9 protein-coding genes, 1 other RNA gene and 1 other annotated feature are annotated in these 13,039 nt (G+C 50.1%); of the genes, 1 reads left to right on the top strand and 9 read right to left on the bottom strand.

From position 1 onward, the window contains the following. Nucleotides 1–93: 93 nt before the first annotated feature. The 5 genes from Psch_RS00430 to hisS form a co-directional block, all read right to left on the bottom strand. A complete protein-coding gene (locus Psch_RS00430) occupies nt 94–1,410 on the bottom strand; it encodes a replication-associated recombination protein A (protein ID WP_427910062.1) in 1,317 nt (438 codons plus the stop codon). A 63-nt stretch (nt 1,411–1,473) separates the two neighbouring features. Then, nucleotides 1,474–1,803 (bottom strand): thioredoxin, encoded by a 330-nt coding sequence (gene trxA, locus Psch_RS00425; protein WP_190238789.1) that lies wholly within the window; start codon nt 1,801–1,803, stop codon nt 1,474–1,476. Nucleotides 1,804–2,271: 468 nt separating this feature from the next. Then, nucleotides 2,272–2,452: non-coding RNA, 6S RNA (gene ssrS, locus Psch_RS00420), on the bottom strand. A gap of 61 nt (nt 2,453–2,513) precedes the next feature. Continuing rightward, nucleotides 2,514–4,355, bottom strand: coding sequence for an aspartate--tRNA ligase (aspS, locus tag Psch_RS00415; RefSeq protein ID WP_190238788.1), 1,842 nt, complete (start codon nt 4,353–4,355; stop codon nt 2,514–2,516). A gap of 66 nt (nt 4,356–4,421) precedes the next feature. Beyond that, complete coding sequence (hisS, locus tag Psch_RS00410) at nt 4,422–5,690, bottom strand: histidine--tRNA ligase (protein ID WP_190238787.1); 1,269 nt, start codon at nt 5,688–5,690, stop codon at nt 4,422–4,424. Nucleotides 5,691–5,743: 53 nt separating this feature from the next. Next, nucleotides 5,744–5,976: a binding site (T-box leader), on the bottom strand. A 131-nt stretch (nt 5,977–6,107) separates the two neighbouring features. On the opposite strand from hisS, the gene Psch_RS00405 reads away from it, so the two are divergent. Then, on the top strand, nt 6,108–6,389 hold the full coding sequence (locus Psch_RS00405) for a DUF896 domain-containing protein (protein ID WP_190238786.1): 282 nt from the start codon (nt 6,108–6,110) through the stop codon (nt 6,387–6,389). Nucleotides 6,390–6,895: 506 nt separating this feature from the next. On the opposite strand, the gene Psch_RS00400 is transcribed toward Psch_RS00405, so the two are convergent. From Psch_RS00400 to recJ, 4 genes are all read right to left on the bottom strand, one after another. Then, nucleotides 6,896–7,528, bottom strand: coding sequence for an MBL fold metallo-hydrolase (locus Psch_RS00400; protein WP_427910082.1), 633 nt, complete (start codon nt 7,526–7,528; stop codon nt 6,896–6,898). A gap of 23 nt (nt 7,529–7,551) precedes the next feature. After that, nucleotides 7,552–8,004: a D-aminoacyl-tRNA deacylase gene (gene dtd / locus Psch_RS00395; RefSeq protein ID WP_190238784.1), complete on the bottom strand. Its 453-nt coding sequence runs from the start codon at nt 8,002–8,004 to the stop codon at nt 7,552–7,554. Nucleotides 8,005–8,022: 18 nt separating this feature from the next. Next, a complete protein-coding gene (locus tag Psch_RS00390; protein ID WP_190238783.1) occupies nt 8,023–10,305 on the bottom strand; it encodes a RelA/SpoT family protein in 2,283 nt (760 codons plus the stop codon). Nucleotides 10,306–10,409: 104 nt separating this feature from the next. Further along, nucleotides 10,410–12,983 carry a single-stranded-DNA-specific exonuclease RecJ gene (recJ, locus tag Psch_RS00385; protein ID WP_190238782.1) on the bottom strand — a complete coding sequence of 858 codons (2,574 nt, stop codon included), beginning with the start codon at nt 12,981–12,983 and terminating at the stop codon, nt 10,410–10,412. Between the last annotated feature and the right edge of the window lie 56 nt (nt 12,984–13,039).

Here is a 13,039-nt window from a genome sequence, read left to right as displayed (position 1 = left end):
TTTTCCCGGCACATTTCTTGTAAACACTAAAAAGCCCTGCCTGACCCATCCGAAAAGGGCTTGTCAAACAAGGGCCTTGGAATGCATTTATAATTATTTATTGTTTTGTTTTTCCATTCTGCTCTTAATTTCCCGCTCCAAACCATTACCGGAAGGCTTGTAAAAATTTGACCCTATTAGGCTGCCGGGCAAATATTCCTGCTTGACGTAATTACCCTGATAATCATGAGGATATTTATAGCCTCTGCCGCTGCCCAACATTGCCGCCCCCCGGTAACCGGTCCCCCTTAAATGGGCGGGTACCGGCTCAACCCGTTCTTTTTCAACTGCCTGCAGGGCACCGTTTATACCTGCCACTACAGCATTGCTTTTGGGGGCGGTTGCAATATACAGGGCAGCCTCGGCCAGCACAATCCTGGCTTCAGGCATCCCAATCCTTTCAACCGCTTGTGCTGCCGCCGACGCAACTACCAGGGCTTGCGGATCAGCCAATCCTACGTCCTCGGCGGCATGAATCATAATACGGCGGCAAATGAATTCCGGATCTTCACCCGCATAGAGCATCCTGGCCAACCAGTACAGGGTGGCATCGGGGTCAGAGCCCCTCATACTCTTGATAAAGGCAGATATCACGTCGTAGTGTTCATCTTCCCGGTCATACTTCAAGACTCTTTTTTGGATGGACTCCTCCGCCACCTCCAGGGTTACCCGCCTTACCCCGTCATCACCGGGCATAGTGGTCATAACCGCTAGTTCTATGGCATTCAGAGCTACCCGCGCGTCACCGTTGGCTATACCGGCCAGGTGGTCCAGCGCTTCAGGACTTACCTCGGCATGATATGAGCCCAATCCTCTCTCTTGGTCCTGAAGCGCTCTTAGCAGAATACGCCGGACTGACGCTGTTGACAGAAGCTCAAAACGGTACAACTGGGAACGGGAAAGCAGCGGGCGGTTGACTGCAAACATAGGGTTCTCTGTGGTTGAACCGATCATAATCACCAGGCCATTTTCCACAAATGGGAGCAGCGCATCCTGCTGGGCTTTATTAAAACGGTGAATTTCATCAATAAACATAATTGTTTTTTTATTGTAAAGAGAACGTCTCTCCCTGGCCTCCTCAATCACCCTTCTGATATCGGCTACTCCTGCCATTACTGCGTTGAGAGTTTCAAAATGAGCCCTGGTCATACCGGCGATTATAGTAGCCAGGGTGGTCTTGCCTGTGCCTGGCGGGCCAAAAAAAATTACTGAGGCCAGGCGGTCAGCTTCGATGGAGCGCCTCAGCGGAGTCCCTTTACCCACGATCCCGCTCTGTTCTTCAAACTCATCCAACGTCCTGGGCCGCATGCGCAGGGCCAGGGGGGCATTTTGTGTTATTTTTTTGTCCATAGCATGAACAAATAGATTCAAACCGGTAATCACCCTACCTTTAGTATATAAATAAAAAAGCACGTACAAACGTGCTTTTTATTCCTACAGGTGTTTGTTGATGATGCGGCTCAGTTCATCTTTGGTCTTATAGCCGATGGAACGTTCTAATTCATTGCCGCCCTTAAATAAGATCAAGGTGGGGATGCTGATCACCTTCAGGCTCGCAGCCACATCCTGATTCTCATCCACATCCAGCTTGGCCACCCGTACTTTACCTTCAAATTCTTCTGCAACTTCTTCCACCACTGGAGCAATCATTTTGCATGGACCGCACCATTCAGCCCAAAAATCAACCAGAACGGGGGCTGCTGATTCACCGATAAACTCTTTGAAATTCTCTTCTTGTAAAACGACAATTTTATCGCCTGCCAAAGCTGCTCGACTCCCTTCCCCATTTTCATTTCTTCAATACAACCAATCAACCCATTTTAAACTACGAAAAAGACGATAATTCGAATAATTTATATATATTATACCGACGAACTCCTGGCTAAATTATAATACCCATTAAATCCCTTTGTCAATCACCCTACATTTAATCTGTTATGCGTCATTTTTAATATAGAGCAACCTAACCTTAAATATGTGTTAGATGGTAGCCAAATATTTAGAAAATTCGAGTTGTGCCCCTGGTAAAAAGGTCATGTTACACATCTCAAAGTTCATATTGTTGCTTTATACCTTATCTAATATGACCACATACTACTCGTTTAATAGGCGATCGATCACAAAGTGCCCATATCACTTTGATATTATAAATGCCCAGTTTCCCTTAAATCAAGAAGGGTTTTCAGAGCTACCCCTTGAGGGGCGCATTGAAAACCCATCGTTGTAACTCGTAGAAACCCCACCGATGCCGTGACGCCCAAAAGTTTGAACCTGCTGTAACAGGTGGGTGTCCTCCTGGATGATTTTTGTTTCCTCAACGAAGGAGGCATACAAGCTACAACCAGAGAACCGGACTCCCTTTGTAAATGTGTTGGAAAAAACTTCAAGGTTTTCACGTACATAGTAGGGCTTTACATCTTCATCATTATGTTAACATAACGTTTCGTCATTTTCAAGTGCCGTACACAATGATACTATTCATTGTTTTTTGGGCTCTTTTTTATATCCGTCTTTAAGCTAAGTTCCTTTAATTGGCCGGGCGACACATAACCCGGCGCCTGTGTCATCAGATCACTGGCACTCTGCGTCTTCGGAAACGCGATGACCTCCCGGATGCTCTTCTTGCCCGCCAGGAGCATGACCAGCCGGTCGAAGCCAAAGGCAATCCCTCCATGCGGAGGAGTACCGTATTCAAAGGCTTCCAGCATAAAACCAAATTTATCCACCGCTTCCTGTTCTCCGATACCAATGGCGGCAAACATTCTTTCCTGGATATCTCTACGGTGAATGCGGATGCTGCCCCCACCGACTTCAACTCCATTGAGTACCAGATCGTAGGCTTTGGCCCTTACCTGACCGGGGCTGCTTTCCAGAAGCCGCAGATCGTCTTCGCGCGGAGAGGTAAAGGGGTGATGCATAGCCACATAACGGCCTTCTTCTTCGTCATAATCAAGCAGCGGGAAGTCGTATACCCACACAAAATTATAGTGATCCAGCGGGACCATGCCCAGTTTTTCAGCCAGGCTCACACGCAACGCTCCCAGAGCATCCGCCACAACCTTGGATTTATCGGCCACAAACAGCAACAGGTCGCCCGGTTTTCCCTCCATCCGGCTAACGATATCCTTCATTTCGCTCTCAGTAAAGAATTTGGCGATAGCTGATTTGACCCCGTCTTCGGTAACTACTATGTAGGCCAGTCCCTTGGCCTTGTAAATGGCGGCAAATGCCGTAAGGTCGTCGATTTCCTTGCGGCTGAACAAACCACATCCAGAGGCGTTGATTCCTTTGACCTGCCCCCCGCCGGCAACCGCGGAGGCAAATACTTTAAAACCACAGCCGGCGGCAATATCGGAAATATCCTTTAGCTCCACGCCAAAACGGGTATCTGGTTTGTCCGAACCAAAGCGGTCGATTGCTTCTTGATAGGAAAGCCTGGGAAACGGTTGGACAACATCCAGGTTAATCGTATCACGGCAGAGCTTAACGACCAGCTTTTCCATAAGTTCCAGTATTTCCGGCACGTCGATAAAAGACATTTCGATGTCAACCTGGGTAAACTCCGGCTGCCGGTCGGCCCGCAGGTCTTCGTCCCGGAAACAGCGTACAATCTGGTAATACCTGTCAAAACCTGCCACCATCAACATCTGTTTAAACTGTTGAGGCGATTGCGGCAGGGCGTAAAACTTGCCGGGATTCAGCCGGCTGGGCACCAAATAGTCCCTCGCGCCCTCCGGTGTGCTCCTGTTAAGCACGGGTGTTTCTATTTCCAAAAAACCATTTTCCTCTAAAAAGTCCCGCACCGATTTGGCGGCGCGGTGGCGTAAGATCAGGGCCTGTTGCATCTCCGGCCGGCGCAGGTCAAGGTACCGGTAGCGTAAACGAAGGTTTTCGTCCACCTCAATGCCGTCCTCTATATAAAAGGGAGGTGTTTTGGCGCGGTTTAATATCTTCAGCCGGTGAGCCAGCACCTCAATTTCCCCGGTGGACAGGTTGGGATTTGCAGTCCCTTCAGGACGCTGGCGGACAGTCCCCTCCAGCGCCAGGACGTACTCGCTGCGCGCCGATTCTGCCTTTTCGAAAGCTTCACGATATATTTCAGGACTGAATACTACCTGGACTAAGCCGGTCCGGTCCCGCAAATCAATAAATATCAGGCCGCCATGATCTCGCCGGCGCTGTACCCAGCCCATCAGGACAACCTGCTCGCCGGCATGCCCTTCCCTGAGGCTGCCACAGTAATGACTTCTTTTTAAACCATTCAAAAAATCAATCCGGCTTGCATCAATAGTATTTGTACTCTGCTCTCCAGGCATGCTGCAACTACCTCCAATATCTATTTTTGCTTCAATATTATTAAACCGTTTTACACTGCCTTGAAATTACTTTCCCAGCCCTTGTTCTTTTAGAAAGCTAATCACTTCACCCAGCGGCACACTTTCTTGCCGCCCCAAACCCATATTCCGGACCAGCGCGGTACCTTGCTTCATTTCGTCCTCACCGATAATAACCGCATATCCAACACCGGTTTTTCCGGCATATTTCATCTGGGCTTTAAGACTGCGGTCCATATAGTCCTTATCGGCTGAAATCCCTGCGGAACGGATTTTAAAGAGCAGCTTGACAGCTTCCCCGGCGGCTGCCTGGTTGGCTGTTACTATGAAAACCTCTGTTCCGCCCGCTTCTCCAAAGGTTAAACCCTGCTGTTGCATAGCAAGGATAATTCTTTCCATACCCAGGGCAAAACCAATGCCGGGTATGGACGGACCGCCACAAATCTCCACCAGACCGTTATAGCGACCGCCCCCGCCAACAGAACTCTGCGCGCCTATATCTGGAGCGACGATCTCAAAAGCAGTATGAGTATAATAGTCGAGGCCGCGCACCAGCCGCCTGTCCTCATGGTAAGCGATATCCATTAACTCCAGGTTTTTTTTAACCTCCGCAAAATGGCTCGAGCAACCCGTGCATAAGCAATCAACGGTGGTTGGGGCATCTACCCCAATGTCGCCACAGCGGGTCTCTTTGCAGTCCAGGATGCGCAAGGGGTTCTTCTCGAAACGGTCCCGGCAGTTTTTACACAAGTCATTCAGATGAGGCCGGAAATATTCCTGCAGTTTTTTGATTAAACCAGGCCGGCATTGGGGGCACCCGACACTGTTAACATGCAATTCCAGGTTAGAAAGACCCAGCCTGCGGTAAAAATCCATGGACATAGCCATAACCTCAGCGTCAACTGCCGGGTCATGCGAACCGAATACCTCCACCCCAAACTGGTGAAACTGGCGGAATCGCCCGGCCTGAGGCCGGTCATACCGGAACATGGGACCTATGTAAAACAGCTTCACCGGTTGCGGCAATGCATACAGTTTGTCTTCCAGGTAGGCCCTGACCACCGACGCCGTATTTTCCGGGCGCAACGTTATACTACGGTTCCCCCGGTCGATAAAGGTGTACATCTCTTTTTCAACAATATCCGTGGTGTCCCCTACGCCACGTAGAAATAGTTCGGTGTGCTCAAAAATGGGTGTCCTGATCTCAGAGTAGCCGTATTCACGGCAAATACGGCGCATATGGTCTTCCAGGTAACGCCACTTTTCAACCTCACCCGGTAAAATATCGTTAGTGCCGCGTGGCCGCGTGGTCAACATAAATTTAACCCTCCTTCAAAAATAAAAACCGTCCCTGGCCATGCGCAAGCATTGCGAGGGACGGATTGTTTAGCCCGTGGTGCCACCCTTGCTCGGAAAACTTTAAGTTTATCCCTTTCATACCGGTAACGGTGGTCTCCGTGCCCGCCTAATCATAAGCCAGTCACTTTCGGGGGCCGCTCCCGGGTGTTTTTCACCGCCTGTCTTCGTAGGAAGACTTTCAGTCGTGGCCTCCCCTCCCTGCCCGCAGACATATGCGTTTACTTTTCCCGGTCATCGCTTTGACACTATACCTGACAAACATTTTATGCAAAATCAGCCTTATTGTCAATTTGAAAGCTGTCATGAGCAAGGTCAACTTAAATAGCTCTGGATAAAAAAACCTGAGCAATGATATAATACTGACGGGTGATTTCAATGATAACAAAAGAGCTTATCCAACGGATTAATGAACTGGCCCGCAAACAGAGAGCCGAAGGCCTTACTCCGGAGGAAAAAAAAGAACAGCAAGAGCTCCGCAATTTATACTTAAAGAGCATCCGCTCCCAGGTAGTTGATACTTTGCAATCATCCGGGTTTAAACCCGGGAAAAAGCATAACGGCGCCTGTGAATGTGAACACTGCGCCTCTGACAAAGATCAGCGTGAAGGCAAAAATGGTTCAGTCAAAGAGCCAGGTCCGTACAGGTTATTGCATTAATGGACGGGCGCCAAACCCATTGTCGTTTAAAGGTAGTTGTCCTACCGCTAACGTGGCACAAGCTATTTCAATCGCATACGGCGGGCTAGTCCCTGCCTCACCTGGCTCAAGAGTATTGCTCGAAAAGGCTTGACTTGCGGGTTTGGGGTTATCCGGAGCGAACGGAGCACCTGGGTGCGTTCCTTAGCGCGTGCGTTGCATGCAGAAAAGCTTAAATAGCGCGTAGCTGCCGGATGGCTGTCTGTAGATGCGGTCGGCATAAGGCTCTAGTAGCACAAATGGAGAATTGCGAAGAGAGCGGAGGATAACCCCAAGCCCACTACCCTAAAGGCTTTTCGAGAACCAGTTATGACCTTTACCATTGCGATACACTAATTCGCGCCCACATCTGTCAGGCAATAAAATTACAATAAGAGGGCTTCTAACAACCTTACATACATCAGGTTTCTAGAAGCCCTCTTTCTATTTTTGTTAACAGGTCCTTTTATCAAGGCAGTTCAAACAGCCTAAAAGGCTCCCGTAAGGAACGGGTTGTAGCGCATTTCCGCCCCTATGGTTGAAGCCGGCCCGTGACCGGGATAAACCTTTGTATCCGGCGGGAATTTCAGAAGCTTGCTCTTAATTGAGGCGATAAGCTGGGAATGACTGCCGCCGGGGAAGTCGGACCGCCCGACCGAGCCGGCAAAAAGAGTATCTCCTGTTATTACGATGTCCCGCGCGCATTTAAGGCAAATACCGCCTGGAGTGTGGCCCGGTGTGTGTATTACCTCCAGAGTGATATTACCGACCTGGATCGTGTCCCCGTCTTTCAGAAGGACGTCAGCCTCTTTCAGCTCCACGCTTTTGCCCATGTAGAACGAGAGGTTGCGGCGGGCGTCTACCAGCATTTCTGCATCATCGCCATGAATTAAAACCTTGGCTCCGGTGGCCTGCTGCACCTCAGCCAGGGCGCTCAAGTGGTCCGGGTGACCGTGGGTGAGGATGATCTTATTTATTTGCAACCCCAATTTTTTCACCCTGTTCAAAATCTTTTTGGCATCCGCGCCGGGGTCAACCACAGCGCCTTCTTTAGTTACCCCGCAGCCAATGATGTAGCAGTTTGATTCCCAAGCGCCAACCGAAAATCCGTCAAAAATCAATGCCATTTTGTACCTCCATTAACTTAAAATTTCCTGTCGCTATCAACCAGAAGGGTGACCGGGCCGTCATTAATAATCTCAACCACCATATGCTCCCCAAAGCACCCGGTGGCTACCTTCAACCCCGCTTTCTCCAACTCCTTAACAAATTTATGATACAGTGCTAACGCCTCTTCAGGCGCGGCCGCATCAGAAAAGCCGGGCCGTCTGCCTTTCCGGCAGTCCCCGTAGAGGGTAAATTGGGATATTGCCAGCACAGAGCCCGCAGTATCCAGCACGGAGAGGTTCATCTTCCCCTGATCGTCTTCAAAAATCCTTAGATTTGCAATTTTTTCGGCTAGATAACAAGCATCGGATGCGTCGTCACCGTATCCCACACCCAACAGGACTACCAGGCCCGGACCTATTTCCCTCGCCATTGTCTGTCCTTCAACCGTTACGGAGCCACGGACAACTCTTTGCACCACCGCCCTCAAGACAACCTTCCTCCCCGGTCAGTTCAACGTGCCAAGTGTCTGGCCGCTGAAACTTACCCGCCTCATATCATAGACATCTTTTACCCGGCTTATTTTGGTCATGATATAATCCAGTTGTTCGATCCCTTTCATCGTCAGGACGAGTTCAATTACAGCGGCGCCGTCCTTCCTGCCCCGTGCGGTTACCCAGTTGGCGCTGATTTTCATTTCCACCAGGACCGCCATAACATCACTTAAGAAACCCGCCCGGTCCAGTCCGTTGATTTCAAGTTTAACCTGAAAAGGTTCCGTAAACTCCTGATCCCAGGCAACTTCTACCAGCCGCTCGCCCTCTTGCCGCTGATAATTGATTAAATTCATACAGTCGTTACGATGGATGGATATGCCGCGCCCTCTGGTAATATACCCGGTAATAGGGTCGCCCGGCACCGGGTTGCAGCAGTGTGAAAGCCTGATTAGGATGTTGTCAATACCTTTAACCCGGATTCCCTGCATCGGTTTGCCCCACCCGGCAGCAGGCTTGACATCATTTTTAATATTCTGGACTTCTTCGGCCAGCAGGCCTTTTTTCTCCAGCTTTGCTTCTTCCGCCCTGATTTTGGACAGAACGCTGTTGACTGTAATCGCACCGTCCCCGATAGCGGCGTATATATCATCGAGAGTAAAGAGGGAAAATTTTTTGCCGGCTTCTATAATTTTTTCCGGTTTTGGCAAATCCGCCTCGATACCCTGCTTTTTCACCTCACGCTCAAGAATTTCCTTTCCTTTTAGAATGTTCTCTTCCCGCTGCTCCTTCTTGAACCACTGCCTGATTTTGGTCTTGGACTGCGAGGTCTTGGCAATATTAAGCCAGTCCCTCTTGGGAAAACTGTTTTTTGAAGTCAGGATTTCTACGATATCTCCGTTTTTCAGCACGTAGTCCAGGGGCACGATGCGTCCGTTTATTTTTGCGCCCACGCAGCGGTGGCCCACATCGGTATGAATACGGTAGGCAAAGTCCAGAGGGACTGACCCGGCCGGCAACTCAACCACGTCACCCTTGGGTGAAAAAACAAAAACCGTATCTGAGAAAAGGTCAATTTTAAGGTTTTCCATAAACTCCCTGGCATCCCTCAAATCGTGCTGCCATTCCAGGAGTTGACGCAACCAGGCCAGTTTTTTGTCGAACTCACGGTCTCCCCGGCTGCCTTCTTTATAGCGCCAGTGGGCGGCAATACCATATTCGGCAGTCCTGTGCATCTCCCTGGTCCTGATTTGGATTTCCAGGGGCTCACCCTGCGGGCCGACGACGGTTGTATGCAGCGATTGGTACATATTGGATTTGGGCATGGCAATAAAATCCTTGAAGCGTCCCGGGATGGGCGTCCACATCGTGTGCACAATGCCCAGGGTCGCGTAACAATCACGCACGGTTTCCACCAGGCACCGGACAGCCAGCACGTCGAAAATCTCGTTTAGGCCCACCTTCTGTTTAGCCATTTTGACACTGATGCTGTAAAGGTGTTTGGGGCGTCCTTCTATATCGACCTCTAAGCCCATCCCGGAAAGCTTGTCCTTGAGGACGGATATTGCTGAACTGATATATTCCTCGCGTTTTTTGCGAGTTTGGGCAATTCTTTCAACCAGGTCAAAATATTTTTCAGGTTCATTAAAGCGGAAAGCCAGGTCTTCAAGTTCCCACTTGATCCTGTAAATCCCCAACCGGTGCGCTAAAGGCGCAAATATTTCCAGTGTTTCTTTAGCGATTTCCACCTGCTTGGGGGTCGGATGGTATTTTAAGGTGCGCAGGTTGTGCAGCCTGTCGGCCAGCTTAATCAAAATAACCCTGATGTCCTTGGCCATCGCTAAAAACATCTTACGCAAGTTTTCCGCCTGTTGTTCTTCTTTTGATTTAAACTCGATCCGGCTGAGCTTGGTAACACCGTCTACCAATAGAGCTGTTTCACTGCCGAAGCGCTCACTGATACTGGTGAGGGTTTCCCCGGTATCCTCCACCACATCATGCAAAAGCCCTGCTACGATTGTTTCCAAATCAAGCTCGAGTTCCGCCAAAATCTTTGCTACTTCCAGAGGATGTACTATATAAGGCTCACCGGAAATACGTTTTTGTCCCCGGTGGGCGCTCGCGGCATAGTCATAGGCGTCCTTCACAACCGACAGATCGGCTTTGGCGTTATATCCCCTGATGATCTGCAACAGTTCCTCCAGGGACTTGCCGGTATCCAGGTTTTGAGTTGTATTCGGCGTCTCCTTCCGGCTGGGCTGTGGCTGTCCTGAAGCGAGACAAGCGTTAATTTCCATATTAAACCCTTTTTCTTTATATTTATACTGGACTAATAAAATTGTATCATAATCCCCTTGAATCATACAATCAGGCCGGCTAGCCTATGACACTAAAAGCCCGGTTACTTAAGGGGAAAGTCATCCATATCGCTATGTAAACGCTCATCAACTAACTTTTCCATCCAGGAAAGAGCCTTATCTTTTAGCTGGTGCAAATATTGATAGGTCTTCGCTTCCATAAGATCCCTCTTGCGGCGGGGCGGTGGATAAAGCTCCAAACGTCCCTCATGTCCAACTCCTTTAACTGTCAGAAGCTCCAGTTCCTCCAGAATGCCCAGGCAGACCCGCACCATATCGTGGTGGACCCATTGATGACCGGCGGCCCGCATGCGCCCGGTAATAAATTCAGCAGTACAGTTCCCCAGGTTTCCCTTGTTGTGTTCCCGGAGGAGTATTCTATATAGGGATGCCAGGAACTCCCTGTCCGGAGCCAGGTTTCCCAGCGCTTCTCTATTTTCTTGCAAATCATCCGGACTAAAAAGCAGATAAAGGCTCCCGCCCGGACGAACCGTATTTACCCCACAACAAAAAGCTTCATGCTCATAGGGCAGGTCATATATTATGGTCTGGACGGCATGTTGTGCCAATTCTCCGGCCGTAACGGGTGTTGTCACGATAGTGCTTATAGTCCCGTCTCTAAAACACTGAACAATCCTATCCTTTTCAGCTTCCTGTGACGAGGTGTGGCAAAAAGCGACCCTCCCGGCCAGGGATGGGACGGCGAGTTGCAGAAAATGTGCTAACTCTATGGTCCTGTAACCGCATGAGGTGAGCACCACAGTTGGCTCCCCACGTGAAGCTATTCCCGCCAGGGCTCCCGGACGGTCATCCAACCCCCGCCAATCTTCAAGCTTAAGCGGCGCCCTTGTTATTTTGTTAACCCGCCCGTGCATTTCTGAGTGCTGCAGCGCATAGCGAAGTTTCAGCAGAACAAATTCCGGAATGAACAGCTCGGTGGGTACATAGCCCACCCTCCTCAGGAAGCCTGTCTGTTTCGCCTCTACTGTGTCCAGAACCGCAGGCATACCTAATTCCTTAACTTCCAGCTGTATTGAAGACCTGCCGTTATACTCGTTAATACCGGGCACAAAGGCAAGGTCCACTTCTTCGGCGGTGGCCAGTACCTCGGCGTAAGCCCCAAGGTTGAAGCCAATTCCGTCAAATGTTGAATTTTGACTTTGCAGCAGCATTTTCAAATGGGCGGCTCCGCGACCCACACCCCGGCATTTGAGCACGGTCGCCTGGCGGCAACCCAGCAGCGGGCCGGGGTTATGATGCCCTATGGGCCTTAGCAGGTCAAGCTCATTGACCAGTTTTTCTGAAACCTGCTCCATACTGATAATCCCGTCGAGCTCCACAAGTGCGGTTGTACCTTCATCATGGAGTGTTTCCCCGGCATAAAGATTCAACTCTCTGCGAAAATCCTCGATCCTGCCTTTTTCAATGGAAAAACCCGCGGCTGAGGCGTGTCCTCCATAACTAAGAAGAAGCGCCTGACAATGGGAAAGCGCCTGGTGCATATTGAAACCGGGTACACTCCTGGCAGAGCCTTTACCCTCCCCATCCTGCAGCGCTATTAAAAGCACCGGACGAGTATAAATATTTACCAAACGGGAGGCTACAATTCCAATTACGCCAACATGCCAGCCCGGCGAGGCCAGTACCAGTACCCGGTCTTCAGCCATTTCGGGACGCTCGTCAAGCATTTTTTTAATTTCTTCAAATACCTCGGACTCAATCTTCTGCCTTTCTTGATTAAGCCGGTTTAGCTCGGCGGCCAACTCCCAGGCCTCTGCCGTGTTGTCTGACAGCAATAGCTTTAACGCCGGATCGGGGCTCTTCATCCTGCCCGCCGCGTTGAGACGCGGGGCGAGGCCGAAGCCAACCTGACGCGCTCCCAATTCCTCTTTCACCAACTCGCTCACCGCAATCAGCGCCTGCAAACCGGCATTTTCCGTCCTGGCCAGCCTGGTCAGACCATGTTTAACGATAATGCGGTTCTCTCCCTGTAACGGCACAATATCCGCTATTGTACCAAGGCAGGCCAAATCCAGGTATTCTTGCCATGCCAGGCTGCCCATACCGGCTTCCTCCAGCAGCGCCTGGGCCAGTTTCAGCGCCACACCGACACCGGCAAGGTCTTTATAGGGGTATTTGCAGTCAGGTCTTTTGGGGTTAACTACAGCAAAAGCTCGCGGCAACTCCGCGCCAGGCTCGTGGTGATCGGTAATAATTAAATCAAGACCGTTATCGTGCGCCCAGAGAGCTTCCTCAATAGAACTAATGCCGCAATCCAGGGTAATTACCAGGTTAATTCCCTCGCTCGCAGCTTGCTTTAAAACATCGAGGCGCAGTCCGTAACCCTCTGTCAAACGGTTGGGGATATGATATTTCACGTCGACACCCAAACGCTGAAAAACTCGTATGAGTAACGCTGTGGCAGTAACCCCGTCTACATCATAATCTCCGTATACCATAATTTTATCTCTAAACCGGATGGCCTTTAAAATCCGTGCCACAGCTTTTGGCATGTCACGCATAAGACCGGGACGGTGCAAGCTTTCAAGTTCACAGCCCAAGTAGTCACGGGCATGCTCCACCGTGTAAATGCCGCGGTTGACCAACAGCTGTGCCATAAGCGGGGATATACCAAGTTTTCGCGATAATATCTGGCTGAGTGCCGGAGCGGATG

Origin of the sequence: Pelotomaculum schinkii (assembly GCF_004369205.1) — a bacterium.
Taxonomy (GTDB): domain Bacteria; phylum Bacillota; class Desulfotomaculia; order Desulfotomaculales; family Pelotomaculaceae; genus Pelotomaculum_C; species Pelotomaculum_C schinkii.
The sequence above is the reverse complement of the archived record's forward strand: the minus strand, read 5'-3'. Positions and strand labels throughout refer to the sequence as shown.